Source organism: Azospirillum sp. Marseille-Q6669, assembly GCF_965111635.1.
Genome location: NZ_CBCOOP010000001.1, coordinates 2,173,669 through 2,199,617, shown reverse-complemented (window position 1 = coordinate 2,199,617; position 25,949 = coordinate 2,173,669). Strand labels below are relative to the sequence as shown.

The window sequence follows — 25,949 nt, the reverse complement described above, 5'->3', positions numbered from 1 at the left end:
GTCGCCCCAAAGGCGCCCCTCGGGCAAGCGGGACCCTTGCCGCAACCGTCCGCACTCCCCACATTCTCCGCCGGAACCATAACAGGGGAGGCAGAGGGCGATGGCGGTTACGGAACACGGCCACAATCCGGTCAGCGAGGATGTCGTCCGCCGCCACGAGGCGGGCTGGCACGCCTTCACCCGCTTCTTGACGCTGGCGACCGCGGGCGTAATCGCCGTGCTGGTCTTCATGGCGATCTTCCTGGTCTGATACCGATGGCGCATGAAGGCTTCCATTGCTTGGAATTCATGCGAATTGCGGCCACCAGTGGAACCATGTGGCGGCGCGGATACGGTCGGGATCATCGGCGAGACCGCAGCAGCGATCGGCGAGTGCTTGATCGAGGGCATCGAGATCCTCGAAGTAGGTGTTGGCGATCGTCTCGTTGGTCAGTGGCCAGAGATGCTCGGCGGGCTGCAATTCGGGGGAATACGGGGGTAAGAACTCCAGCGTGATGCTCTCCGGGATGTCCAGCGAGCCGGCGACATGCCAGCCCGCGCCATCGAGGACGATGAGCACCTGCTTGGTGGGCCCGGCCCCGACCTCGCGGGCAAAGGCGTCCAGGATAGCACCGAACATGGGCGCATCGAGGCCATCGACGAGAAACCAGATCACCTGTCCGGTGCTCGGCCGTACGAAGCCCGCGAGATACATCCACTCGAAGCGCTGGTGGCCGCGCGCCACCGGCCGGCGGCCGCGCGGCGCCCACACTCGGCGGAGCACCGGCTTCAGCCCGACGCGATGCTCATCCATCGCCCACACCTCCAAGGGTGTGTCCGGGTCTTCCTGCTGGAGGGCCTGCACACGGCGGCGGAACCGGGCCTTGAAGACCTCCTGGGCCAAGGGATCGGCTTCGGCATGGCGGGGGCGCGGTATTTGGCGGGTGAAGCCGAGCCGGCCCAGATAATCGGTGCCGCGCCGGGGTGAGACGAGCCGGCCAAGCATGCCGGCGATCCACTGGGCGACCGAGTGGCCCGTCCACAAACCGCGGCCGGGCGGCGGATCGGCCAGGCTAGTCCTCAGGCTTTGTCGCTGGTTTTCGTCGAGCAGCGGTCTGGCGCCGGGGTTGAACTGGCGCTGGTCACCCAGCCCCGCAACCCCGGCCTCGTTATAGCGTCCCACGATGACGCTGACCCAGCGCGGCGTGTACCCCGTCACCTCGGCCACGAACTGGGCCGAGCGCCCACTGGTCAGCAGCCAGATGATTTGCAGATGCGTCCGCTCCGTCGCATCCGTCGCGGCCTTGTACAGCCGATGCAGCTCATCGGCGTCAAGGTGATGAACCAGGTGAACCTTGCTGCCCATGCCAAATCAGGTGGATCGGGCTCGCCTCAAAGGAAGCCTTCACACGCCGTCGGTATGACAGCCCGTTCAGGCGGCCAACCGGAATGCTGTGGCGGGGCGCTTACGCCCCGTCCGGCAGACGGCCGAGCAGCAGGTCGCGCATTTCGCCGACCAGCGCGTCCACCTGCTCCTCCCACGTCTCGGTGCCGCCCTGGATGGCGTGCATGACGTGGGTCGCGAGGTGGATCAGCGCGGCGCGCACGCAATCCTCCGCCGGGAAATCCAGCCCCACCGTGTCCTGAAGGAACTGGCCGAGCTGATCGGCGGAATTCCAGGGGTGGACGATCACCGTGTCGAAGCCGCTGGTCCCCAGGAACACGGCGTTCAGGGCCGTGGCCTGCGCGTTGATGGCGTCGATGGCCGCGTCCTGCTCGATGTTGCCGCGCAGCACCTCTTGGAAGGCCGCCAGGCACTGGTCGACGTAGCCCCGCACCAGCAGTTCCACCACGCCCGGATCGCTCAGGTCGTTCCTGCCCTTCACGAGGGGCGGCAGCGGTTCCAGCAGGGCCGCGACGATCGGCTTGACGTGCGGATTTTCCATGGCGGGGGTACTCCTAGCGGTAGAATCCCCGAATACTCGACTTCGCCACGCCTGTCCACGATGCCGTGACCCGGCGCGGGCGACAAGTTGCGGGCGGAAGGTCCTGATTCGCGCTTGAATCGACCCTGAATCGAAAAGGGCCGCCCCGGTCGGGACGGCCCTTCGCACAAGGCTGCGAAGCGGACGAGCCGCGATCAGCCAACCAGCTCGATGCCGGCGAAGAAGAAGGCGATCTCCTGCGCGGCGGTCTCCGGAGCATCCGAGCCGTGCACCGAGTTGGCCTCAATCGACTCGGCGAACTCCTTGCGGATGGTGCCCTCGGCGGCGTTGGCCGGGTTGGTGGCGCCCATGATCTCGCGGTTGCGGGCGATGGCGTTCTCGCCTTCCAGAACCTGGAGCACGACCGGGCCGGAGATCATGAAGGAGACGAGGTCGTTGAAGAACGGACGCTCGCGATGCACGCCGTAGAACTGCTCGGCCTGGGCCTTGGACAGCTGGACGCGCTTCTGCGCGACGATGCGCAGGCCGCCGTCCTCGAACTTGGCGTTGATCTTGCCGGTCAGGTTGCGGCGGGTGGCATCGGGCTTGATGATCGAGAGGGTGCGTTCGACGGCCATGGCGGTGGGCTCCTGCTGGAAATGCGTTATGGGCGCCGCTGGTTTGGCCGGGGCGCCGATTGCGCGGGGTTATATAGGCGCTTTTCGGCCACGGCAACCGGTTCGTGAGGCCGCACCACGTCGCTTCGCGCGGCTGCCATGAAGGGTTGGCCCGCGGGTCCCGCTTCAAATTGCGGTTTCTCCATGGTAAACCGGCGCCGATATGCTGCACATCAACGACCTGACGTTCCGCTACGGCGGACGTGTGCTGTTCGACCGCGCCACCGCGGTCGTGTCGAAGGGCCACCGCGTGGCGCTGGTCGGCCGCAACGGCACCGGAAAATCCACCCTCCTCAAGCTCATCGCCGGCCAGCTCCAGACGGACGCCGGAGCCATCGGCGTGCCCACCGGCACCAAGATCGGCATGGTGGCGCAGGAGGCCCCGAGCGGCGCCACCACGCTGATCGACGCCGTCCTGGCCGCCGACACGGAGCGCACCGCCCTGCTGGCCGAGGCAGAGACGGCCACCGACCCCATGCGCATCGGCGAGATCCACGCCCGGCTGGCCGACATCGAGGCGCATTCGGCGCCGTCGCGCGCCGCCCAGGTGCTCTCCGGCCTGGGCTTCGACGCCGACGCGCAGACCCGCCCCTGCTCCGACTTCTCGGGCGGCTGGCGGATGCGCGTGGCGCTGGCCGGCGTGCTGTTCGCCCGCCCCGACCTGCTGCTGCTCGACGAGCCGACCAACCACCTCGATCTGGAGGCGACCATCTGGCTTGAGGGGTACCTCAAGAACTACCCCCACACGATCCTGCTGGTCAGCCACGACCGCGACCTCTTGAACTCGGTCCCCACGACGACCATCCATGTGGACCAGGGCAAGCTGGTGACCTACGCCGGCAACTACGACCAGTTTCTCAAGCAGCGCCGCGCCAACATGGAGCGGCTGCAGGCCATGGCGACCAAGCAGGAGGCCAAGCGCAAGCACATGATGGCCTTCGTCGAACGCTTCCGCTACAAGGCGACCAAGGCCCGCCAGGCGCAGAGCCGCCTGAAGGCCCTGGAGAAGCTGGAGACCATCACGCTGATGGAGGACGACGCCGAGGTCGTCTTCAACTTCCCCCAGCCGGACGAGATGGCCCCGCCGCTGATTGCGCTCGACGGGGTGACCATCGGCTACGGCGACCGCGCCATCCTGCGCCGAGTCAACCTGCGCATCGACATGGACGACCGCATCGCCCTGCTCGGCGCCAACGGCAACGGCAAGTCCACGCTGGTGAAGCTGCTGGCCGGTCGGCTGGAGGCGATGGCCGGCGAGGTGAAGCGCCCGACCAAGCTGCGCGTCGGCTATTTCGCCCAGCACCAGCAGGACGAGCTGGACCTGTCGCTGACCCCCATCCAGCAGACCCAGCGCATCATGCCGCTGGCGCCGGAGGAGAAGGTCCGCGCCCATCTCGGCCGCTTCGGCTTCCAGCAGAGCAAGGCGGAAACCCGCATCGCCGACCTGTCCGGCGGCGAGAAGGCCCGGCTGCTGCTGGCACTGATGAGCCGCGAGACGCCGCACATCCTGATGCTCGACGAGCCGACCAACCATCTCGACGTGGACAGCCGCGAGGCGCTGATCGAGGCGATCAACGGATTCGAGGGCGCCGTCATCCTCATCAGCCACGACCCGCACCTGATCGAGCTGACCGCTGACCGGCTTCTGCTGGTCGCCGACGGCACGGTGCAGCCCTACGACGGCGACCTCGACGACTACCGCCGCTTCCTGCTCGACCGAGCGCGGGCCGAGCGCGCCGCCGCCAAGGGCGGCGAGACGACGGACGCCGGGGCCAGCCGCAAGGATCAGCGCCGCGCTGCGGCGGAGGCCCGCGCCACGCTCGCCCCGCTGAAGAAGAAAGCCACCGACGCGGAGTCGCAGGTCAACAAGCTGACCGAGGAGAAACGCAAGATCGAGGCGAAGCTGGCCGATCCCGCCCTCTACAGCGGTCCCAGCGACAAGCTGCAGAAGCTCCAGATCGACCTCGGCGTGGTGGACAAGAAGCTGTCCGCCGCCGAGGAGGCATGGCTTGAGCATCTCGAAGCCTATGAGTCGGCGGCGGCGGAGGCCGGCGTATGAGCGTGCCGCGCAACGTGGCCTTCACCGGAGGCGCCTCGCTCCCCGCGACCGTCGCCCGCCGTGGGCGGCAGGACCATGGGGAGGAGCGGACCTCCGACGTTCTGGCGGCCTTCCGCGCCAACCTGCCGGACGGGCGGGTGTCGCTGGGCGACCTGATCCAGGCGCTGGGCGACCGCTCGCTGGGCACCATCCTGCTGGCCCTGTCGCTGCCCACCATCGCGCCGGTTCCGCTGGGCGTGTCCTGCCTGTTCGACCTGCCGATCCTTCTCTTCTCCGCCCAGATGGCCTTCGGCAAGCGCGGCGCCGCCCTGCCCGGCTGGATTCTGCGCCGCTCGGTCAGCCGCTCCCTCGCGGCGCGGATGATCGACAAGGCGATGCCGCGGCTGACCGCCATCGAGAAGATGCTGAAGCCGCGCCACAGCCGCTTCGCCAGCATCGACGGGGAACGCTGGTTCGGCGTGCTGGTGCTGCTCCTGTCGCTGACCTGCGTGGTGCCGCTGCCGCTGACCGGCTGGTTGCCCGGCTTCGCCCTCGTCCTGCTGTCGCTGGGCCTGATCGAACGCGACGGGGCCGCCGTTGCGGTCAGCCTCGCCCTCACCGTGGCCGCCCTGGTCTTCTTCGCGCTGGTCGCCAGCAGCCTGTCCTACGCCGGCCAGACCCTGCTGGCCGCCACGTCATATCCCGCGTTTATGGCATAGCTCCCGCCGCTTCGGCCGGTTGCGGGGGAACCCGGGATGCGACATAAGTGCGCTCTGGGATTGTTAGGTTCGGGACCCCCTGAGGCTCCAGCTTGTTTAGCCCCGGGGTAAAACGCTCAACAGCCAACGGCGAAAGGCCGATCATGACACCAACGGAAATCACCGTCGCGGAGAAGCAGAAAAGCGGCAAGACGCCGCCGGCCGCGTGGCTTTTCTTCCAGCGTTGGTTGGCAAATCCCCTTTCCATGGGTTCCGTTACACCATCCTCGGGCGCGCTCTGCCGGCTGATCGGCGAACAGGTTCTGTGCGGGCCGGATCAGGTCGTCGTGGAGTTCGGCGGCGGCACCGGCGCGATCACCAAGGCCCTGCTCCAGCGCGGCATTCCGGGCAACCGCATCTTCACCTTCGAGATCGACGACCATCTGTCGCGCTTCCTGCGCGGCCATTATCCAGACGTCAACGTCGTCCATGACGACTGCCGCAAGGCCGCCGACATCCTCGGCCCTGAGCTGGTCGGCAAGGTCGGCACGGTGGTCATCGGCATCCCCATGCTGAACCTGCCGATGCGCGCCCAGAAGGAGGTCGTCGAGGCCTGCTTCCGCATCCTGCCCGAGGGCGGGCGCTTCGTTCTCTACACCTACGGCCTCGTGTCGCCGCTGAACCAGCGCGCGCTGGGCGTCAAGGGCAAGCGGCTGGGCTTCACCCCGCTGAACGTCCCGCCGGCCTCCGTCTGGGGCTATTGGAAAGCCAAGCCCTAATCCCCCCGATTATTCCTTGCGCGGCGCCTGCCGCAACAGGACATCCGTCAATCCCACCGGCAGAGCCGCCAGCAGCCACACGGTGGCGGCCATCGGCCAGGGAAAGGCGATGCGCGCCCTGTTGCGGGCAAGCCCGCTCTTGATGACCTGGGCGGCGCGGTCCGTCTCCATCAGAAAGGGCATGGGGAAGCGGTTCACCGCGGTCATCCGGCTTTTCACGAAGCCCGGACAGATCACCGTCACGCCGATCCCCTGCCCCGCCAGATCGCCGCGCAGCGACTCGCCGTAGACCCGCACCGCCGCCTTGCTGGCGCAATAGGCGGGCGCGCCGGGCATGCCGCGGAAGCCGGCCAGCGAGGCCATCAGGGCGATCTGCCCGCGCCGCCGCGCCCGCATGCCGGGCAGCAGCGGGTGGACGCTGTTCAACACACCGTCCACATTCACCTGGAAGATGCGCCGCGCCTGCTCGGCGCTTTCGACCCCGCCCCCGGTGCCGGCGGAGATTCCGGCGTTGGCGATGACCAGATCGACCGGCGCGCGGGTGTCCAGCGCCGTCAGCCACGCCGCCATCGCCTCGCGGTCCGCCGCGTCGACGAGCGCGGTTTCCACCGCCGCCCCGGCGGCGCGGCAGCGCTCCGCCACCGCCTCCAGCCGCGCGGAGTCGCGCCCGCTCAGGGCAAGCATGACTCCGGGGGCGGCGTAGGCGCGGGCCAGTTCCTCCCCGATGCCGCTGGACGCCCCGGTGATGACGATCGAGCGCGGATCGCGCATGCCCCTTTCCCCCTTGTCCCTGACGCTTGTTGCCTTGGCCGCCCGACGCTATAACGTGAGCCTCCCGATCCCACAAATACTCGTCGAGGCCGCTTTGCCCGCCCAACGCTCCGCCGTATCCAGCATGACCGGTTTCGCACGCGTGGACGGGCATGCCGACGGCTACAGTTGGACCTTCGAGGTGAAGAGCGTCAACGGGCGCAACCTCGACATCCGCTGCCGCCAGCCCGCCGGCTTCGACACGCTGGAGGCCGCCGCCCGCGCCGAGATCCCCAAGCGGCTGGCCCGCGGCAGCGTCAACGTGAACCTGACCGTCACCCGCAGCCAGTCGGTGTCGCAGCTCCGCATCAACCGCGAGCTTCTGGCCCAGGTGCTGGAGCTGGCGCGCGAGATCGAGGGCGCCGGGGCCGCCGCGCCGCGGCTCGATTCGCTGCTCGCCGTCCGCGGCATCATCGAGCCGGTGGAGGAGGACGAGGGCGACGCGCGGGAGCGGGTGGAAGCCGCGCTGAAGGCCGACCTCGGCCGGCTGATCGGCGCGCTGGTGACCGCCCGCCTGTCGGAGGGGGCGCGTCTGGTCACCGTCCTGAACGGCCATCTCGACGAGATCGAGCGGCTGATCACCGCCGCCGCCGCCTGCGCCAGCACCCAGCCCGAGGCTTTGCGCGAACGGCTGCGCAGTCAGGTCGCCGCCCTGCTCGACGCCGCGCCGGCCCTGCCGGAGGAGCGGCTCGCCCAGGAGGCGGCCATCCTGATCGCCAAGGCCGACGTGTGCGAGGAGATGGACCGCCTGCGCGCCCACATCCAGGCCGCCCGCGACATGCTGGCGGAGGGGGGCGCCATCGGCCGCCGCTTCGATTTCCTGTGCCAGGAATTCAACCGCGAAGCCAACACCCTGTGCTCCAAGTCCGCCGACGTGGAGCTGACCCGCATCGGCCTGTCGCTGAAAGCCTCCATCGAGCAGCTTCGCGAGCAGGTCCAGAACATCGAGTGATACCCGCCCCATGCCCGAGACCATGAACACGAAGATCGCCCGGCGCGGCCTGATGCTCGTGCTGTCCTCCCCCTCCGGGGCGGGCAAGACCACCATTTCGCGCCGTCTGCTGGACCGCGATCCCGGCATCACCCTGTCCGTGTCCGTCACCACCCGGCCGATGCGCCCCGGCGAGCAGCCGGGCGTCCATTACTACTTCGTCGACATGCCGGAGTTCGACCGCATGGCCGGCCAAGGCGAGCTGCTGGAGCACGCTCGTGTGTTCGGCAACTGCTACGGCACGCCGCGCCACGCCGTGGAGACCGCGCTGAGCGCCGGGCGCGACGTGCTGTTCGACATCGACTGGCAGGGCATGCAGCAGCTGGCGGCCAACGCCCGCGCCGATCTGGTCAGCATTTTCGTCCTGCCGCCCTCGGGCACCGAATTGGAGCGCCGCCTGCACTCCCGCGGCCAGGACTCGGCGGAGGTGATCGCCCAGCGCATGGCCAAGGCGTCGGACGAGATCAGCCACTGGGGCGAATACGATTACGTGATCGTCAACAACGACGTGGACGAGAGCGTGCAGGCGGTTCAGGCCATCCTGCGCGCCGAGCGGCTGCGCCGGACGCGGCAGGTCGGGATGCCGGCCTTCGTGCAGAGCGTGCAGGCGGCGTTGTAGGGGCGTACTGCCCCCACCCTTCCCACGGCTTCGCCGCGGGCCCCTTCCCTCCCCGCTTCGCAAGGGAGGAGATTTGTCCCCTCCCTGCGAAGCGGGGAGGGTTAGGGAGGGGGCAAGGACCTACCTCCCCCGAAACGCCCGCGCCAGCGCCGCGAACCCCGCCACATCCACTTCCTCCGCCCGCGCGGTCGGCTCGATGCCGGCGGCGGCCAGCAGCGCCTCCGCGTTCCCCAAGCTCTTCAGGCTCTGGCGCAGCATCTTGCGGCGCTGGCCGAAGGCGGCGGCGGTCACCTGCTCCAGCGCCTTCCACTCCGCCGGCTCCGGGTTGGCGCGCGGGGTCAGGTGGACGATGGTGGACTCCACCTTGGGCGGCGGGGTGAAGGCCTTGGCCGGCAGGTTGAACAGCACCCGCGCGTCCGACCGCCACTGCGTGATGACCGACAGGCGGCCGTAGGCTTTGCTGCCCGGCTTTGCGACCAGACGATCCGCGACCTCCTTCTGGAACATCAGCGTCAGGCTGACGAACTCCTCGATCCGCCCCAGCCAGCCGATCAGCAGCGGCGTCGCCACGTTGTAGGGCAGGTTCGCCACGATGGCCCGCGGGGCCGGGGCGATGTGAATGGGGTCGACCTCCAGCGCGTCGCCCTCGACGATGGACAGCCGCCCGTCCGCCGCCTGGATCACGTCCTGCAACGCCTCGATGAAACGGTGGTCGCGCTCGATGGCGATGACCTGCTTCGCCTTGGTCGCCAGAAGGGCGCGGGTCAGCCCGCCCGGACCGGGACCGATCTCCACGACCGTCACGCCGGTCATGTCACCCGCCGAGCGCGCGATGCGGCCCGTCAGGTTGAGGTCGAGCAGGAAGTTCTGCCCCAGCGCCTTGCGGGCATCCAGCCCGAAGCGGGCGATCACCTCGCGCAGCGGCGGCAGGGCCTGCGGGTCGAAAGCGGTGGGCATGGGGGCGGAGTCGGGCATGGCGTCGGTCATGGCCGCACTTATAGGACGGCGCGGGCCCGCCGTCATCTGCCGCGCGTCGTTCCTACCCTTCGCTCTTGAGCGCGATGTTCTCCGGCGTGGCGTCGAGGCGGCCCGTGCAGGTGATGCGGCGCCCGTCGTCGAAGGCCTGGGACGGCTTCGGCCCGATGGTCACCTGCAACACTACCTTGTCGGCCAGCTGGTCGCCCAGGTCCTGGGGCCGGTCGCCGCCTTGCGAGTCATGGCTGAACACGCTCTCCAGATACCAGGCCGCCCCGCCCGCCCCCTGCGGCCCGCCGCGGACCAGCGCGCCGGCAAGCCGGGTATAGACGTCCTTGCACACCTCCTCGGTGCGGTTGCGCGGCAGATCGACGAAGTTGGCGTAGGCGACGATCCGCCGATCCTGGAAGCGGTAGAAGACGCCGCTGCGCGACACCTCGGTCCGCAGATCACGGGACAGCCCGTCCACCGTGTCGTGCAGGTCACCGCGCAGCCGGGTCATGCCCCAGTCGAGCAGGGTCACCGGCTCCCGCGACAGCCAGTCCAGCGCGTCGCGGGCCTGAACCGGCCCCGGGATGAAGGGCAGAAACATGAAGGACGGCAACAGGACGAGCGCGGCGAAACACCTCATGGCGTCGGGCCTCCGGACCATCGTTGCGGTGCGACCGTGGCAGCGATGCTATGCCAGGAGCGCGGCCATAGCCAGCCGGATTCCGGGCCGCATGCCGCGCCCAAGCGGAGGTACCCCCGTCAGTCCTCCAGCAGGAAGTCGCGCACCACGGCGATCTGGTCCCCGGTCATCAGCGCCGGGGCGTGGCCGGTGTGGGCGAACTCCACCAGACGGGCCTTGGGGCCGCGGCGGGTCATCTCCTCCGCCGTCTCCGCCGGAAGAATGTCCGAGGTGGCGCCCCGCAGCACCAGCACCGGACAGCGGATGCGGTCCCAGACGGCCCACAGGTCCACGTCCTCCATCGGCTGCGCCTTGAACGCCTCGGCGATGGCCGGGTCGTAGGCGAGGCCGTAGCAGCCGTCCGGACGCAGACGGGCGCTGTGCTCCGCCATGTGGCGCCACGCCTCGTCGGAAAGCCGCCCGAACCCCATCAGGACGAAGCGCAGATAGGATTCGACCGCCGCCAGGTCCTCGAACACCGGGTCCTTGCCGACGTAATCGGCGATGCGCTGCAAGCCCGCCTTCGGGATGAAGGGGCCGATGTCGTTGACGACCAGACGGCGGATCGGACTGTCGGGCTGGGCGGCCAGCAGCATGCCGATCAGCCCGCCCATGGAGGTGCCGACCCAATCCACCGCCTCCACCCCCAGCCGGGCGATCAGCGCCGCCATGTCGGCGCAGTATTGCGGGTAGCCGTAGAGCGTCGGGTTGGCCAGCCGGCCGCTCTTGCCGCGCCCCACCACATCCGGGCAGGCGACGCGGTAGCGGTCGGCCAGATCGAGCGCCAGCGCGTCGAAATCGCGGCCGTTGCGGGTCAGGCCATGCACGCAGACGGCGGTGCGGGCCGCGTCCTCGCGCCCCCATTGGGTGTAGGCGACGCGGTGGAACCCCGCCGCGCTGAGGCCGAGAAAGCTGCGTTCGGACATCGGCACGGGTGGCCCCTCCCCTGTTGGTTCACTCTCAGCCCTTGCCGGGCTTCGCCAGTTCCGCCGCCTGCCGGACGACCATGGGCGACGGGTCCGCCACCGCGGCGTCGAAGGGATGCCGCGGCGCATCGTACAAGCGGCGGATGGAGCGCACGTAGTTCCGCGTCTCCTCGTAGGGCGGAACGCCCCGGTAGCGGTCCACGGCCCGCTCCCCCGCGTTGTAGCCGGCAAGGGCCAGCGTAACGTCCCCCTGGAAATAGGCCAAGAGCCAGCGCAGGTAGCGCACGCCGCCACGTATGTTCTGGGCGGGGTCGAAGACGTCGGACACGCCGAACCGCTCCGCCGTGTCGGGGATGAGCTGCATCAGCCCCGCCGCCTCCTTCGGCGACACCGCGTCGGAGCGGAAGGCGCTCTCCACCCGGATCACCGCCATGACCAGCGCCGGGTCGAGGCCGTACTGGGGCGCGGTCTTGTGGACCAGCGCGATGATCTCCGGCGGCGGGGGCGACGCCTCGCGCAGCGGGGCGGCGCCGGGGCGGCACCAGGGGCGGACATGGCCCATGCGCCCCGGCACATAGGCGACCAGCCGCCGCGCCTCCTTGTGGCCGCGCGACGCCGCGGCGCGCAGCCACGCCGTGCCGACCCGCTGGTCACGCTTCACCCCGACGCCGAACAGGAAGCGCCGCGCCATGCGGTAGGACGCCTCCGGATCGCCCTTCTCCGCCGCCTCGCAGTCGGCCATGCGCGACTCGCGCGAGGAGACGGAGCCGGACTTGCCCGCGGCGAGGGCGGCGGGGGCCGCCAAGGCGACGAAAAGGGCGAAGGTCAGGGGGAGAAAACGCACGGGTTGGCCTTGGAACGGTCTGCAAAACCGCATTGATATGAGGCTGTCCGCAGGACACGGCAAGCGCAGGGCAGGGTTACCCTCTTTTCGACACAGCGCGCAGACGGCTGCGCAGCGACCGCACCCAGCCGCGGACCACCGCCAGCGCCGGACGAATCGCCTCGCGCACCCGTCCCACCATCCGCTTGGCGGCCTGCCAGGGCGGCAAAGCGGTCAGCCAGGCCAGCCAGCACACCACCCGGACGTAGCACCAGGCGAAGGCCGGGATGGTCAGCAGCTTGTCCTTGCCGATGTGGAACAGCCGCTCGACCAGCGTGACCTTGACCAGTTCCACGGCCCCCAGCAGCAGGGCGCCCTGGACCGCGTGCCCGGTCCCCATCAGGTACAGGCCGACCGGCTTCAGCGGCTCCAGGACCACCAACGGAATCACGAACAGCGCCAGCGTCGGATAGGGGCCGAGCCGGCGGATGCGCGCGGCCAGCCGTTCGGCGAAGCGCTGCCGCCCGATCCAGGCGGCCAGCGGGCGCAACGCCTCCAGCGCCACCGCGTCGATCAGGAAATAGACCAGCGCCGCGACGGTCAGCAGAGGGCGCAGCACGAAGCGGCGCAGCAGCCCCGCCAGCTTCCGCCCCAAAATCCGAGAGGAGGAATTTCCGTTCGAGGTAGCCATTAGGTCTTTCGTCAGGCGGACAGGGGCGTTTCGCCGGCTTGGGTTCGCCGCGGATTTCCACTATCTAACGTTTCTGCCATTGCGCGTCCGTCCCCTCGTCCACTCTCGGTGCGCCCCATCGTGCTCGGCCATTACGATCCTTACCTCGTTGCGCTGTCCATTGTCGTGGCCTCTTTCGGCGGCTATGTAGCTCTGGACCTCGCCTCTCACGCGCGGGATGCCGGGCGGGGACGGAACGGCTGGCTGGGCGCCGCGGCGCTCGCGCTCGGGGCGGGGATCTGGTCGATGCATTTCATCGGCATGATGGCGATGCGCATGCCCGTGCCGGTGTCCTACGACATCCTGCTGACCGCGTTATCCTTTCTCCTGGCGGTCGGGGTGTCGGGGACCGGCCTCTTCGCCGTGGCGCACGGCGGGGGCGGCCGGGCGACCCTGGCGGCGGCGGGTCTGCTGACCGGCTTCGGGATCGTCTCCATGCATTACGTCGGCATGGCCGGCATGCGGCTGCCGGTGCCGCTGATCTACGACACGCTTCTGGTCGTCGCGTCGGTGGTCATCGCCGTTGCCGCCTCCACCGCCGCGCTCTGGCTCGCCTTCCGCACGGCCAGCCCCCTGCAGCGCCTGTCCGGCGCGCTGGTGCTCGGCGCTGCGGTGGTCAGCATGCATTACGTCGGCATGGCCGCCGCCAGCGCCGCCGAGAACGCCATGGGCCACGCCATCGGTGTGGGGGCCGTCTCGGCCGGCGATGATCTCGGCCTCGTGCTGTCCACGCCGTCCCTGGCGGTGGGGACCGGAATCGGGACGCTGCTGATCCTCTCACTGGGGCTGCTCTCCGTCCTGATCGACCGGCGCCGCTCGGCGGAGCGCGCGGCGGGGCAGGAGGCGCGCTATCGCGCCGTCGTCGACTCCGCCGTGGACCCCATCGTGGTGATCGACGAGACCGGCACCATCCAGTCCTTCAACCGGGCGGCCGAGACGACCTTCGGCTACGGCGCGGAGGAGGCCATCGGCGCGAACGTCCGCATCCTGATGGCGGAGCCGCACCGCTCCGCCCACGACGACTACATGGCGCATTTCCGCGAGACCGGCGAGCGGCGCATCATCGGCATCGGGCGCGAGGTCGAGGGCCGGCGCAAGGACGGCTCCCTCTTCCCGCTGGAACTGTCGGTGGCCGAATGGCACGATGGGCGGCAGCGCCTGTTCACCGGCATCATGCGCGACATCACCGCCCGCAAGGCGGCGGAGGACGCGCTGCACCGCGCCAAGGCGGAGGCGGAACGCGCCCGCGAGGAGGCGCTGGCCGCCCGCGACAATGCCGAACGGGCGGACATGGCCAAGACCAAGTTCCTCGCCGCGGCCAGCCACGACCTGCGCCAGCCCGTGCAGTCGCTGTTCTTCTTCGCGCACGCCCTGTCCGACCGGCTCGACGGCCATCCCGCCTCTCCCCTGCTGGCGAGCATGAGCGAGTCGCTGAACGGCCTCCGTACGCTGCTGGACAGCCTGCTGGACGTGTCGCGGCTGGACGCCGGGGTGGTCACCCCCGCGGTGACGGAGTTCGCGCTGGGTCCCCTATTGCAGCGTCTGGCCGACGAATACCGGGGCCGCGCAGCGGAGGTGGGAATCGCGCTGCACCACGTTCCCACCGACGGCTGGACGCGCAGCGACCCGGCGCTGATCGAGCGCATCCTGCGCAATCTCGTGGAAAATGCCATCCGCTACACGGAGAGTGGGCGGATTCTGATCGGCTGCCGCCGTTCCGGCAGCGGCCTGCGAGTCGAGGTGCTCGACACCGGAATCGGCATCCCCGAGGACAAGCGCGACGAGGTGTTCGTCGAGTTCACCCAGCTCGCCAACCCCGAGCGCGACCGGCGCAAGGGACTGGGGCTGGGGCTCGCCATCGTGCGGCGTCTGGCCGGGCTGCTCGGCCACGAGGTGACTCTGCGCTCCCGGCCGGGACGGGGCAGCGCCTTCGGTCTGACCGTGCCCTCGGTCGCGCCGCGCCAAGTGATGAAAACCTGCCGCCCGGCCGCCCAGTCCGCCGCCAAGCCCGCCGCCAACGGTGGCAAGGGTTTGGTCGTGGTGGTGGAGGACGACGCCATCATCCTCCTCTCCATGCGGACCATGCTGGAGGAATGGGGGTACGAGGTGGTGGCCGCCGTCTCCGCCGACGAGGCGGTGGGCACCCTGACCAGTCTCGGTCAGCGCCCCGACATGATCGTCGCCGACTATCGCCTGCGCGAAGGGCGGACGGGGCTTCAGGCCATCCGCGACATCTACGGTGTCTGTGGGGTGCGGGTGCCCGCTCTGGTGCTGACCGGCGACACCGACCCCGCGCGCATCGCCGAGGTCCAGCAGAGCGGCCACCGCCTCCTGCACAAGCCGGTGGCGCCGGAGGTGCTGCGCAGCGCCCTGACCTCCGCAGCATAGGCACCGCCGCTCCCGGCCAAGTCCCGAGTGTGGTTGAAAGCGCGCTCCGCCCCGCTTATGGTCTTGGAAAGAGGCGCGTTTGCGCCGAAACCACAACCAAAGTCAGGTTCCAGGAGCGCCCCCCATGAAAGCCATGCTGCTCGGCTTCGCCGCCGCCATCGTCATCGCCGTCGGCGCGTCGGTTGCGCTGACCTCCATCGACCACAGCTCGGCCAGCCGCTTCTCCAGCAGTTCGGTCCGCCTCTGACGCTTACCGGCGGTGAAGGTCAGGCGCGGCGGCGGGCGGCCATGGCCTCCGCCGCCGTCAGGGCGGCGATCAGGCTCGACGCGCCGGCCTTGCCCGTGCCGGCGATGTCCAGCGCCGTCCCGTGGTCCGGCGAGGTGCGGACGAAGGGCAGCCCCAGCGTGATGTTGACCCCCGTGTCGAAGTCGATGGTCTTCAGCGGGATCAGCGCCTGATCGTGGTACATGCACAGCGCCGCGTCGTAACCGCGCCGCGCCGCCGCGTGGAACAGCGTGTCGGCGGGCCGCGGCCCCACCGCGTCGATGCCCTCTGCCCGCAGGTCGGCGACCGCCGGGGCAATGACGTCGATCTCCTCACGCCCCATGGCGCCGCCCTCCCCCGCGTGGGGGTTGAGCGCGGCGACGGCCAGCCGGGGCCGGGCGATGCCGAAGTCGCGGGCCAGCGCCGCCGCGGTGACCCGCCCGGCGTGCAGGATCGCCTCCCGCGTCACCAGCGGCACGGCGTCGCGGACGGAGACATGGATGGTCACCGGCACGACCCGCAGATCCTGCGCGGCCAGCATCATCACTGGCTCCTCGGTGAGCCCGGCCAGATGGGCCAAATACTCCGTGTGCCCGGGATGGCGGAAGCCGGCGGCGTAGAGCGCCGATTTCTGGATCGGGTTGGTGACGACCGCCGACGCCTCCCCCCGGCGGACCAGATCGACCGCCCGGTCGATGCTGGCGATCACCGCCGCTCCGTTGGCCGGGTCGGGACGGCCCGGCGTGACCGGCACCGCCAGCGGCTGGGGCAGCACCGGCAAGGCCGTACTGAACAGTGCGGCGCCCTCGGCCATGCTGCCGACTGCCCTGACCGGGACCGGCAGGCCGAGCCGGGCGGCGAGCGCCTCCAAGCGGGCGGGATCGTCCAGAAGGACGAAGGGCGGCACCGCGCCGTCCGCGCGGCCCCCCCCCCTGGCTATCGACCAGGCCTTAAGAGCGATCTCCCCGCCGATCCCCGCCGGCTCGCCCATGGTCAGGGCGAGCGGCGGCCGGACGCCGGATTCGGTCATCAGTTGCGGATCTCCACGAAGGCGGTGCGGCGCAGGTCGCGCAGGTAGCGGCGGGCCAGCAGGTCGGCGCGCTCGTTGATCAGGTCGCGCTCGATCTCCTCGCGCGGCGGCATCTTGATGTCCTTCGGGTCGATCGGCGGCGGGGCCGGGGCGGCCACCGGCTGCGGCTCGGCTTCGGGCGGCGGCTCGATCATCGGCACGTCGCGCTTGCAGACGATCAGGATGACGGCGCCGCCCGGGCTCATCAGCACCGGGCTGGGCTGGCCGAGCGGGATGCCGACGGCGAGTTGCTGGAGGCCCGGCGCGAGGTCCTTGACCCGCAGCGTGCCCATGTCGCCCGACTCCGGAATGCCCATGGCACGCGCCTTCTCGTCGAAGTCGGTGCAGCTCTTGATCGACTTGCGCAGCTTCTCCGCCTGGGCCTGGACCGCCTTCAGCTCCTCCTTCGAGGGGGCCGGGATGACGATCTGCTTCATGTTGACTTTGGCCTTGGCCAGATCGGGCTTCGGCTGGGCGCGCGGACGCGGCGGCGGGGCCGGCGGCGGGGCAGTGGAGGCGTTGCTGCCGAATGGCCGCTGGTCGCGCACCAGCAGGACGTGGTAGCCGGTCGCCGTGCGCACCGGCGAGGAGAGCTGGCCGGCGCGCATGGTGGACAGGGTCTTGTCCAGTTCCGCGTTCAGCTCGCCCGTGCGGACCCAGCCCATGTCGCCGCCCGAGGCGGCGCCGGCGGACTGCGAGAACTGGCGGGCCAGGGCGGCGAAGTTTCCGCCGCGGCGGACCTCTTCGACCAGCCGCTCGGCGTTGCGCCGCACCTCCTCGTCCTGGTCGGGGCTGTCCACGGCCAGGAAGATCTCGGCCACCAGATACTCCGGCTTGCCGATGTTGGCCTTGATGCGCTGCATCACGGCGTCGATCTCCTCGTCGCCGATCACCACCTCCTGCCGGATGCGGCGCTGCATCACCCGCTGCCAGGACAGCAGGGCCCGCACCTGCTCGCGCAGGGTGGAAACCGGGACGTTCTGGGTCTTCAGCAGGGTTTCGAGCTGCGGGCGGCCCATACGGTTCTGTTCGGCGATGCGCCCAATGGCCTCGTCGATCTCCTTGGACGGGACCGAGACGCCGAGACGCTTGGCCTCCTGCAACTGGAGCCGTTCGTCGATCAGCTGGCGGAGCACCTGCGGGGTCAGGCGCTGGCGCGTCTCCGCGCTGTCCTGGGCACCGGCGTTCAGCAGGGCGAGGCGGATTCGCGCGTGCACGTCGGACAGCGAGATGACCTCGTCGTTCACGACGGCGGCGATGCGTTCCGCAGGGCCTTGCGTTCCCGCAGCAGGGCTGTTTGGAGCGTTGGGAGCCCGCGTCTGGGCCGCGGCGGGCGCGCCGGCGGCAAGAAGGGCGCAGGCGGTCGCCACGGCGAAGGCAGACCGGACGGCTCGCAAACTCTGCATGGTGCTCCAGACTCCAGAGGTGGTTGCCGTTTAATACGGCCCCCCCGGGCGCGTGTAAACGGAATCGTGGACCGCATCCTGGAACGGAATTGTGTCCAAAGACCGGGCGGCCGGCGTCAGCCCTGCTCCGGATCCGGCGTCAGCCGTCCTCCAGATGCAGCAGCACCGCGGTGCCGAGCAGCACGCTGACGCAGGCCGGGCTCCAGGCCGCCATGGCCAGCGGGATGGTTTCGGAGATGCCGAAGGTGCGGATCACGTCGGTCATCACGAACAGCACGAATCCGGTCAGAACGCCGCCGGACACCATCGTCATCGTGCCGCCGCGCCGCGGCAGCCGCAGCGAGAAGGCCGCGGCGAACAGCACCATCGCCACATAGAGCAGGGGCTGCGACAGCAGCGACTGGTAATGCAGACGGTGGCGGACCGCCGGGAAACCGGTGGCCTCCAGCGTGCGGATGAACTGCGGCAGATCCCAGAAGGAGATCGTCTCCGGCGCGGCGAAGCTTTCCTCGATGGTGGTCCGGTTCAGCTCCGTCGGGATGACGTAGGTCGGGACCGTCTCCGACTCCTTCTTGCCGAGGTTGATCGTCGCGTCCTGCAATTCCCACTTCCGGTCGCGCAGCACGGCGCGCGGCGCGTCCACCCGCCCGATGTAGGTCATGTTGGTGTCGAAGCGCAGGACGATCACCTGGCTCATCTCGAAGGTCAGCGGGTTCACACCGTCGGCGTGGATGAAATACTGCTCCCCCGCCTCCTGCTGGCGCAGCCACAGGCCGCTGCGCGAGACGTCGAAGCTGCTCGACTTCAGCTTCAGATAGCGGTCCTGAAGCTGGTTGTACTTGGCGATGAAGACCGCGCCGACCGGGTTGATCATCGTCACCTTGACGGCGCCGATCATCAGCGCGGCGATCAGCACCGGGGTCAGGAACTGCCACGCCGACACGCCGACCGCGCGGGCCACCACCAGCTCCGCGCTGCGCGTCAGCCGCCAGAAGGTGAACATGCCGCTGAACAGGATCACGAAGGGAAAGATCTGCTGGCCGATCTCCGGCAGCTTCAGCAGGGCCATGCGCAGGACCAGCCAGAAGGTGATGTCCGGCTTGGTCCCGGCGCGGCGCAGCAGTTCCACGACGTCGAGCAGCAGGATGATCGACAGCAGGATGCCGAGCAGCAGCAGGAACCAGGTGACGAACTGGCGCCCGATGTAGCGCGACAGCGTGGCGGATGAATACATGGGCTCCGGCCTCCCCGGCCGATCGACGGGCGGTACGCGGCGCGCCGGAGGCTTCCACCACGGCGTGCCGGGGCTATGTACTGCGGACGGGCGCGGGAAACAACCGGTCCGCGCCTTGACAGGGCGCACGGGAAGGTCTTTATCCCAGGGTGGTTGCGGATCGATCCCACCCGCCCCGGCGCCCGCGCGCCGGCCGTCCCAGCCGAGAGGAGCCCGAGAGGAGCCGATGAAGTTCGCCTTTGCGAAGCCCGCGCTGCCCAAGTCCGGCACCGTCGCCGTCACCGTCGCCACCGATCGCGCGCTCGGCGCCGCGGGGCGGGATCTCGACCAGAAGACGGGCGGCACGCTGTCCCGCGCCATGAAGGCCAGCCGCTTCACCGGCAAGAAGGAGGAGACGCTGGCCATCCTCGCCCCCGCCGGGGTCGAGTTCGACCGCGTCCTCCTGGTCGGCGTCGGCAAGGGGGAGGATCTGTCCGAGGCCGCCCTCCAGGCCGTCGGCGGCGCCATCGTCGCCGCCCTGGACAAGTCCGGCGAGGCGGAGGTCTCCGTCCTGCTCGACCTGCCGGACGGCGGCACCGTGGCCCCCGACGCCGCGGCGGCGGAACTCGCCTTCGGCGCGCAGCTCCGCTCCTACCGCTTCGACAAGTACCGGACGACCGAGAAGAAGGAGGCCAAGCCCTCCCTCAAGAAGATCATCGTCCTGACCGCGGAGCCGGACGCCGCCAAGCGCGCCTATGGCCGTCTTGAGCCGCTGGCCGAGGCCGTCGCCTACACCCGTGATCTGGTGTCGGAGCCGGCCAACGTCCTGAATCCGGAAAGCCTCGCCGACCGCTGCCGGGACCTGACCGACGTCGGCCTGCAGGTCGAGGTGCTGGACCTCAAGAAGCTGAGGAAGCTCGGCATGGGCGCGCTGATCGGCGTCGCCCAGGGCAGCGCCTTCGAGCCGCGCGTCGTCGTGATGCGGTGGGACGGTGCCCCCGACGCCGAGGACCGCCGCCCGCTCGCCTTCATCGGCAAGGGCGTGACCTTCGACACCGGCGGCATCTCCATCAAGCCCGCCGCCGGGATGGAGGACATGAAGTGGGACATGGGCGGCGCCGCGGTGGTCATCGGCACCATGCGCGCGCTGGCCGCCCGCAAGGCGAAGGTCAACGCCGTCGGCATCGTCGGCCTGGTCGAGAACATGCCGTCCGGCACCGCGCAGCGGCCCGGCGACGTGGTGACCTCGCTGTCCGGCCAGACCATCGAGGTGATCAACACCGACGCGGAAGGCCGCCTCGTCCTGGCCGACTGCCTGACCTACGCGCAGGAAACCTTCAAGCCGCGCCTGCTGGTCGACCTCGCCACGCTGACCGGTGCGGTCATCATCGCGCTGGGCCATGAGCACGCCGGCCTGTTCGCCAACGACGACTGGCTGGCCGAGAACCTTCTGGCCGCCGGCAAGTCGGTGGGCGAGCCGCTGTGGCGCCTGCCGATGGGCGACGCCTACGACAAGGACATCAACTCCGACATCGCCGACATGAAGAACGTCGGGTCGGGCCGCGGGGCCGGCAGCATCGTCGGCGCGCAGTTCCTCAAGCGCTTCGTCGAGGACCTGCCCTGGGCGCACATCGACATCGCCGGCGTCGCCTGGTCGAAGAAGGACACGGCCATCGTGCCGAAGGGCGGCACCGCCTTCGGCGTCCGCCTGCTCGACCGCTTCGTGGCGAACTATCATGAGAGCAAGTAAGGTTTAGCCCTCTCCCCTCCGGGAAGAGGGTGGCCCGTAGGGCCGGTGAGGGGGTTGCGCTTTTGCCGAACGCACTGACACGCATATCCCCCTCACCCCAACCCTCTCCCCAGAGGGGAGAGGGGCATCTCGACGATGAGGCCATGACCGAGGTCCGTTTCTATCACCTCCAGCGGCGCACGCTCGAACAGGCGTTGCCGAAGATTCTGGAAAAGGTCCTGGAGCGCGGTTGGCGCGCCGTCGTCCTGGCCGGCTCGCCGGAGCGGGTGGACGCGCTCAATCAACATTTGTGGACCTACGACCCTTCCTCCTTCCTGCCACACGGCGCGTCCCGCGACGGCTTCGCCGCCGAACAGCCGGTCTGGCTGACCGCCGAGGAGGAGAACCCCAACGGGGCCACCGTCCTGGTTCTGGTGGACGGGGTGACCAGCGACGCGATGGGCTCCTTCGACCTCGTCTGCGACCTGTTCGACGGAAACGACGGCGACGCGGTGCTCGCCGCCAGGGACCGTTGGAAGATCTGCAAATCCGCCGGACACGCCCTCACCTACTGGCAGCAAAACGACCGCGGCGGTTGGGAAAAGCGCGCCTGAAACCAAGGACTGTTATAGGTTTAAAGAATTCTTCGAGTGATACCGCTAACGCGACGTAATATTGCATTCCTTTGTCACCACCGGTCTTGACGGGCCTCCTGTGCGCAAGGTTAATCTAAAACCCGTAAAATCCCGCGGGGCGGCGCACAGGTGGAGGGCAGCATGCAAAGGTGCGTCGGACCGGCAGCGGCGGCACCGCCATGACCCGCAGCGCTCTCGACCCGACGCTCGCTCGCGACGTCAAGGACGCCGCCATTCTGATTGTCGACGACAACGCGTCGAACGTCGATCTGGTGCGCGACATCCTGACCCATGAGGGCTACACCGCCGTGCGGGGGGAAACCGACCCCCGGCGGGTTCCCGCGCTCTGCGAGGCGCAGCGCTTCGACCTTCTGCTGATCGACATCCGCATGCCGCACATGAGCGGCTTCGATCTGATGGAGCGCGTCAACACCCTGTACAGCGACGATTACGTGCCCATCCTGGTGCTGACCGCCCACACCGACCAGGAGACGCGGCGGCGCTCGCTGGAGCTGGGGGCCAATGACTTCCTCACCAAGCCCTTCATCGCCTGGGAGCTGCTGCACCGCGTGCGCAGCGTGCTGGAAATCCGCAAGCTCTACCAGCGCGCCGCCGAGCAGAACCGCGGTCTGGAGCGCCGCGTGTTGGAGCGCACGGCGGAACTCAGCACCGCCCTGGAGGCGGCACGGCAGGCCGACCGGGCCAAGCTCGACTTCCTCTCGGTGACCAGCCACGAGTTGCGGACCCCTCTGAACGCCATCATCGGCTTTGCCGAGGTGCTGTCCAGCGAGGCGCACGGGCCGCTCGGCCACGACGACTACATGGATTATGTCCGGCTCATCGAGGAGAGCGGCAAGGCGCTGCTCGGCATGGTCAACAACATCCTGGACTTCACGCGGGGGTCCGGCGGCATCGACCTTGCCGAGTCGACCATCGACCTGCCCGGCCTGCTGATCCAATGCATCGATCTGCTCGGCGCCAAGGCGCAGGCCAAGTCACAGACCATCACGCTTCAGCCGGGACCGCCCGTCACGCTGCGTGCCGACCAGCGCCGCTTGGCGGAGATGATCGTCCATCTGCTGGACAACGCGGTGAAGTTCGGTCACCGGGGCGGGCGGGTCTCGCTGCGGATCGCCCTGCAGGGCGGGATGGTCGCCGTCGCCGTCGCCGACGACGGCCCCGGAATTCCGCCGGACATCGTCGACCACGTCTTCAGCCCGTTCATCCAGGGCGAACGTTCGCTCGTGCGCCAGCACGAGGGCATCGGGCTCGGCCTGCCCATCGTCCGCCGCTTCGCCGAACTGCACGGCGGTCGCGTGGAGTTGGACAGCGCACCGGGGCACGGCACGACAGTGACCATCCTCCTGCCCGCCGCCCGCCTGACGGCCCCGCCCATCGCCGGCCTCAGGGAATTTCGGGCGTTCTAAAAGTGTCCCCGGTTCCGGATGGGTTGAGCCCCGGCATCGGACGGGTCATTCGGCGAGGCTGGGCTCCTCCAACGGTCCGGCCCCAGCCTCGGCAGGGTTGGCCGGAGCGGATTCCGGCAACCCGAGGAACAGGGCGGCCAGCGCGATCAGGGCCATCGCCCCAGCCGTGAGGAAGGCGGCGGAATAGCCGAAACGATCCACGATCACGCCGGTGACGAAGCCGCTGGTCGCAGCCCCCACGCCCTGCATCGTGGCGACCGCCCCGAAGGCAAGGTTGTAGCGCCCGGTTCCGCGCATCAGATCGGCGATCACCAGCGGCGTCAGGGCTGTGAAGATCCCGGCGCCCACCCCGTCCAGAAGCTGGACGCCAATCAGCCAGGCGCTGTTGTCCGACAGGGTGTAGAGGACGGCCCGCAGGGGCAGGATGGCGAAGCCGACCAGCAGGATCGGCTTGCGGCCCAGACGGTCGGCCGTCCGCCCGACCAGAATGGCGATGGGAAGCATGACGAGCTGGGCGGCGATGATGCAGGACGACATCATGACCGTCGCCCATTCCGGGTGCGCCGCGGCCAGCTTCTGCCCGACCAGCGGCAGCAGGGGCGCGTTGGCAAAATGGAACAGCAAGGCGCAACTGCCGAAGATCAGCAACGGCCGGCAATGGACCAGGATGCCCATGCCGCAAACCTTCTCCCCGTCGGCCGCTCCGCCTTCCGACCCGCCGCCTGCCGGCGCCTCCACCCCGCGGGCTCGGCGCTGGTCGATGGCGGAGGCCGGGATCGACAGGACGGCGATTGATGACAGGACCGCAAACACCGGCACCAGCAGAAAGACCGCCTGCTGGGAGAACAGCCAGCCGACCAGCCCGGCGAGCGCCGCCACGCCGACGTTGCCCGCATGGTCGAAAGCGGCGTTGCGCCCCATCCGCCGGGCGAGCATGCGCTGCGGGACGAGGCCGAGGGTCAGGGCCGCCACCGCCGGACCGAACACGTCCCCGACCACCGCGATCAACGTGTTCGCGATCAGGACCGGCCAGAAGTTGGGGAACAGGTAGATGCACAGCGCCCCCGCGCCGAGCACGGCCAGCGCCAGGACGATGGCCTCGCGCTTGCGGTGGGTGGAGTCGATGGCCGCCCCGATGGGCGTCTGCACGGCAAGCCCGAGCCAGCCGGCCAGACTGGTCACCAGCCCGACCTCCGACTGGCTCCAATGCTGCTGGGTCACCAGAAAGACGTTGAGATAAGGGCCGAGCGCCCCACGCACGTCCGCCAGCAGGAAGTTCACGGCGTCCAGCGACGCCGGCCGGAAGCTGTGACCGGATTCATCCGGAACCACCGCCTCCCGTCCCTTGCTCTCATCGGGCAACCGCGTTCCCCCTTCCAAGGTTCTGGCAGGAAAGACCGCGGCCAGACGCAAAGGTTAGGAACAGCGGGCATCAAAAAATGGCACCGTGAGGCAGGCTGCTCAAGGTGATCGTGAGGGCGTGCTCAGATCACGTCAAAGCCTTATCAAATGATGAGCTGCCAACCCCGTTTGATACCGCAACCGAAAACTGCAGGCCGAGCAATTTTCGAAGGCTCCAGCGTTAATTCGTTTCCTCGCGCATGAGGTCGCCCAGCTTGTCGAGCAGGTAATCCAAATCCTCCGCCGCCAGATCCTCGTACTGGGTCAGGATGCGCTCGATCACCCGACGGCGGTGGCGTTCGATGTCGTGCGCCTCGCCGTCGTAGGGGGTCTCTTTCAGCACGTCCAAGGCGATCCGGCAGGCGGGCAGCAGGGCCGGCGGCTGCTTGGCCTTGTCGTAGATTGACTTCAGACCCAGCCGCCCAGCGTCGTGGATCAGCAGACGGGCGTTGGTCAGAGGCACGTTGGCCAGATGGGACAGCGCCGTCTCGAAGAAGGCGCTGTCGCCCATGCACAGCGCCCGCACCAACAGCGACGGGGTCAGGCGGCCGCTGCGCGACAGCTGCGCGACCAGCCGCTCCAGCGCGCCCTCGTCGCTTTCTCCGGAGAAGAGGGCGACCGTGGCGCGCTCGCGGCTTTGCAGGATCAGGTCGGCGGCGACCTTGGCCGGGAGATCGTGGTTGGCCACCAAATGCTGTTGCAGCTTTTCCGACACCACGGCGACCAGCCGCTCGGCGATGGTGATCGGCAGGCGGGCACGCTGGACCAGCGGTTCCTGCACGGTTTCGCTGTCGGCGAAGCGTTCGATGACACGGCCGAGCGTGCGCTCGCCGAGATCCGCGCTCTCGTTGGCGACCAGCACCGCCACAGCCCCTTCCGATGCGGTGTCGATCAGCGCGTCGGCGACGCTGGCCGACAGGGCCGGACGCTGCGCGATGGCGGTGTGCTTGGCGTCGGTGCCGGTCCGCACCAGTTCGACGAGGTCGGCGTCGGTCAGCACCGTGGAGACGCTGAGCACCGGGATCGCCACGGCCTCCACGTCGCGGGCCAGCATCAGCGCGACGTCGCGCGGCAGCGCCGGGTTGGCCTTCAGGTTCTCGGCCAACGACTGGCGCACGCGCACCACGGCGTCGCGCGCCATGAAACGGATGATGTCCTCGGCGAGCCGGCGCTCGCCGTCCGTCAAGGTGGCGGCGGAGAATTGCTTGGCAACCTTGACCGCCAGTTCGGAACGGCTGTTCGGCGACGGGTCCGACAGCAGTCTGGACACGTCGTCCTTGGTGAGTTGGTCGCTCATGGGTCCCGGACCCTTTCCTGCCCTGCTTCGCCTCCCGCGCTTCGGATTCATGCATCAGCGGGAGCGAATGTATTCAGGTCATGATCGGACCAAAGCATTGAACCTTTGTTAACGACGATTGCCGGGAGCGGGCCGGCCCCGGCCGCCTCTCACCAGCCGCCGTGGCGGTGCCCGCCGTGCGGTTTGTGGTGACGGGGGCCGCCATGATGACCGCCGCGATGGCCGCCATAGTAGGGGCGGCCATACACCACGGGCGGCGGCCCGTAATGGCGGTACAGCGGGCGCTCGTAATAGCCGTACCCATAGGAACGGTGTCCATAGCCATAGACGGGTCCGGGTGTCCCGGCGGCGACGTAGCAGCCGGACAGGAGAAGGGCGGCGAAGGACAGAAGAGACAGCGAGCGGAGCGTCGTCATTGGCGTTCCTGTGCCAGGGGTCGCGGCCCGGCGAGCGGGCCGTACTGGCAGGATGAACGCCTG

Annotated in this window: 26 protein-coding genes; 11 read left to right on the top strand and 15 right to left on the bottom strand. The window is 69.3% G+C overall.

Features of this window, described 5'->3' with window-relative positions; genetic code table 11:
• Positions 1-100: 100 nt before the first annotated feature.
• Entirely contained in the window at positions 101-250 is a 150-nt protein-coding gene (locus tag ACWPXE_RS09730) for an aa3-type cytochrome c oxidase subunit IV (protein ID WP_014197471.1), read from the top strand.
• A gap of 36 nt (positions 251-286) precedes the next feature.
• Here ACWPXE_RS09730 and ACWPXE_RS09725 read toward each other — a convergent pair whose 3' ends face one another.
• From ACWPXE_RS09725 to ndk, 3 genes are all read right to left on the bottom strand, one after another.
• Entirely contained in the window at positions 287-1,345 is a 1,059-nt protein-coding gene (locus ACWPXE_RS09725; RefSeq protein WP_454017415.1) for an IS630 family transposase, read from the bottom strand.
• A gap of 100 nt (positions 1,346-1,445) precedes the next feature.
• Complete coding sequence (locus ACWPXE_RS09720) at positions 1,446-1,925, bottom strand: hypothetical protein (protein WP_454017637.1); 480 nt, start codon at positions 1,923-1,925, stop codon at positions 1,446-1,448.
• A 194-nt stretch (positions 1,926-2,119) separates the two neighbouring features.
• Entirely contained in the window at positions 2,120-2,542 is a 423-nt protein-coding gene (gene ndk, locus ACWPXE_RS09715) for a nucleoside-diphosphate kinase (protein WP_014197473.1), read from the bottom strand.
• Positions 2,543-2,744: 202 nt separating this feature from the next.
• Between ndk and ACWPXE_RS09710 the strand changes: the two genes are divergently transcribed.
• From ACWPXE_RS09710 to ACWPXE_RS09700, 3 genes are all read left to right on the top strand, one after another.
• Positions 2,745-4,640 carry an ABC-F family ATP-binding cassette domain-containing protein gene (locus ACWPXE_RS09710; protein WP_454017636.1) on the top strand — a complete coding sequence of 632 codons (1,896 nt, stop codon included), beginning with the start codon at positions 2,745-2,747 and terminating at the stop codon, positions 4,638-4,640.
• Entirely contained in the window at positions 4,637-5,338 is a 702-nt protein-coding gene (locus ACWPXE_RS09705; RefSeq protein WP_059399172.1) for an exopolysaccharide biosynthesis protein, read from the top strand. The genes ACWPXE_RS09710 and ACWPXE_RS09705 overlap by 4 nt, the downstream gene beginning before the upstream one ends.
• A 143-nt stretch (positions 5,339-5,481) precedes the next feature.
• Positions 5,482-6,096, top strand: a complete 615-nt coding sequence (locus tag ACWPXE_RS09700) for a class I SAM-dependent methyltransferase (protein WP_014197477.1) — start codon at positions 5,482-5,484, stop codon at positions 6,094-6,096.
• Positions 6,097-6,105: 9 nt separating this feature from the next.
• On the opposite strand, the gene ACWPXE_RS09695 is transcribed toward ACWPXE_RS09700, so the two are convergent.
• Positions 6,106-6,867, bottom strand: a complete 762-nt coding sequence (locus ACWPXE_RS09695) for an SDR family NAD(P)-dependent oxidoreductase (protein ID WP_454017635.1) — start codon at positions 6,865-6,867, stop codon at positions 6,106-6,108.
• A gap of 124 nt (positions 6,868-6,991) precedes the next feature.
• Here ACWPXE_RS09695 and ACWPXE_RS09690 point away from each other — a divergent pair, with 124 nt between their 5' ends.
• Entirely contained in the window at positions 6,992-7,858 is an 867-nt protein-coding gene (locus ACWPXE_RS09690; protein ID WP_454017634.1) for a YicC/YloC family endoribonuclease, read from the top strand.
• A gap of 10 nt (positions 7,859-7,868) precedes the next feature.
• Positions 7,869-8,516, top strand: coding sequence for a guanylate kinase (gene gmk / locus ACWPXE_RS09685; RefSeq protein ID WP_454017633.1), 648 nt, complete (start codon positions 7,869-7,871; stop codon positions 8,514-8,516).
• 120 nt (positions 8,517-8,636) lie between these two features.
• Here gmk and rsmA read toward each other — a convergent pair whose 3' ends face one another.
• The 5 genes from rsmA to ACWPXE_RS09660 form a co-directional block, all read right to left on the bottom strand.
• Positions 8,637-9,491, bottom strand: coding sequence for a 16S rRNA (adenine(1518)-N(6)/adenine(1519)-N(6))-dimethyltransferase RsmA (rsmA, locus tag ACWPXE_RS09680; protein ID WP_454017923.1), 855 nt, complete (start codon positions 9,489-9,491; stop codon positions 8,637-8,639).
• 64 nt (positions 9,492-9,555) lie between these two features.
• Complete coding sequence (locus tag ACWPXE_RS09675; RefSeq protein ID WP_454017632.1) at positions 9,556-10,122, bottom strand: hypothetical protein; 567 nt, start codon at positions 10,120-10,122, stop codon at positions 9,556-9,558.
• A gap of 119 nt (positions 10,123-10,241) precedes the next feature.
• Positions 10,242-11,093 carry an alpha/beta fold hydrolase gene (locus ACWPXE_RS09670; RefSeq protein ID WP_454017631.1) on the bottom strand — a complete coding sequence of 284 codons (852 nt, stop codon included), beginning with the start codon at positions 11,091-11,093 and terminating at the stop codon, positions 10,242-10,244.
• Positions 11,094-11,121: 28 nt separating this feature from the next.
• Positions 11,122-11,931, bottom strand: a complete 810-nt coding sequence (locus ACWPXE_RS09665) for a lytic transglycosylase domain-containing protein (RefSeq protein WP_059399171.1) — start codon at positions 11,929-11,931, stop codon at positions 11,122-11,124.
• 76 nt (positions 11,932-12,007) lie between these two features.
• Entirely contained in the window at positions 12,008-12,601 is a 594-nt protein-coding gene (locus ACWPXE_RS09660; RefSeq protein WP_454017630.1) for a hypothetical protein, read from the bottom strand.
• Positions 12,602-12,721: 120 nt separating this feature from the next.
• Here ACWPXE_RS09660 and ACWPXE_RS09655 point away from each other — a divergent pair, with 120 nt between their 5' ends.
• Positions 12,722-15,028: a hybrid sensor histidine kinase/response regulator gene (locus tag ACWPXE_RS09655; protein ID WP_454017629.1), complete on the top strand. Its 2,307-nt coding sequence runs from the start codon at positions 12,722-12,724 to the stop codon at positions 15,026-15,028.
• A 124-nt stretch (positions 15,029-15,152) separates the two neighbouring features.
• Entirely contained in the window at positions 15,153-15,275 is a 123-nt protein-coding gene (locus ACWPXE_RS09650) for a hypothetical protein (protein ID WP_257722160.1), read from the top strand.
• Between the two features lie 19 nt (positions 15,276-15,294).
• Here ACWPXE_RS09650 and pdxA read toward each other — a convergent pair whose 3' ends face one another.
• The 3 genes from pdxA to lptG all read right to left on the bottom strand — a co-directional run bounded on the left by pdxA (position 15,295) and on the right by lptG (position 19,002).
• Positions 15,295-16,323 carry a 4-hydroxythreonine-4-phosphate dehydrogenase PdxA gene (gene pdxA, locus ACWPXE_RS09645; protein WP_454017628.1) on the bottom strand — a complete coding sequence of 343 codons (1,029 nt, stop codon included), beginning with the start codon at positions 16,321-16,323 and terminating at the stop codon, positions 15,295-15,297.
• Positions 16,323-17,768 carry a peptidylprolyl isomerase gene (locus ACWPXE_RS09640; protein ID WP_454017627.1) on the bottom strand — a complete coding sequence of 482 codons (1,446 nt, stop codon included), beginning with the start codon at positions 17,766-17,768 and terminating at the stop codon, positions 16,323-16,325. The genes pdxA and ACWPXE_RS09640 overlap by 1 nt, the downstream gene beginning before the upstream one ends.
• 139 nt (positions 17,769-17,907) lie before the next feature.
• A complete protein-coding gene (gene lptG, locus ACWPXE_RS09635) occupies positions 17,908-19,002 on the bottom strand; it encodes an LPS export ABC transporter permease LptG (RefSeq protein WP_014197489.1) in 1,095 nt (364 codons plus the stop codon).
• Positions 19,003-19,228: 226 nt separating this feature from the next.
• On the opposite strand from lptG, the gene ACWPXE_RS09630 reads away from it, so the two are divergent.
• The 3 genes from ACWPXE_RS09630 to ACWPXE_RS09620 all read left to right on the top strand — a co-directional run bounded on the left by ACWPXE_RS09630 (position 19,229) and on the right by ACWPXE_RS09620 (position 22,772).
• On the top strand, positions 19,229-20,731 hold the full coding sequence (locus ACWPXE_RS09630; protein ID WP_454017626.1) for a leucyl aminopeptidase: 1,503 nt from the start codon (positions 19,229-19,231) through the stop codon (positions 20,729-20,731).
• Between the two features lie 143 nt (positions 20,732-20,874).
• Positions 20,875-21,324, top strand: coding sequence for a DNA polymerase III subunit chi (locus ACWPXE_RS09625; RefSeq protein WP_174451997.1), 450 nt, complete (start codon positions 20,875-20,877; stop codon positions 21,322-21,324).
• 200 nt (positions 21,325-21,524) lie between these two features.
• Positions 21,525-22,772 (top strand): ATP-binding response regulator, encoded by a 1,248-nt coding sequence (locus ACWPXE_RS09620; protein WP_454017625.1) that lies wholly within the window; start codon positions 21,525-21,527, stop codon positions 22,770-22,772.
• A gap of 45 nt (positions 22,773-22,817) precedes the next feature.
• Here ACWPXE_RS09620 and ACWPXE_RS09615 read toward each other — a convergent pair whose 3' ends face one another.
• From ACWPXE_RS09615 to ACWPXE_RS09605, 3 genes are all read right to left on the bottom strand, one after another.
• Entirely contained in the window at positions 22,818-24,134 is a 1,317-nt protein-coding gene (locus tag ACWPXE_RS09615; protein ID WP_454017624.1) for an MFS transporter, read from the bottom strand.
• A 220-nt stretch (positions 24,135-24,354) separates the two neighbouring features.
• Complete coding sequence (locus ACWPXE_RS09610) at positions 24,355-25,470, bottom strand: DUF2336 domain-containing protein (RefSeq protein ID WP_454017623.1); 1,116 nt, start codon at positions 25,468-25,470, stop codon at positions 24,355-24,357.
• A 149-nt stretch (positions 25,471-25,619) separates the two neighbouring features.
• Positions 25,620-25,886: a neuropeptide-like protein 29 gene (locus ACWPXE_RS09605; protein ID WP_454017622.1), complete on the bottom strand. Its 267-nt coding sequence runs from the start codon at positions 25,884-25,886 to the stop codon at positions 25,620-25,622.
• Positions 25,887-25,949: the final 63 nt, after the last annotated feature.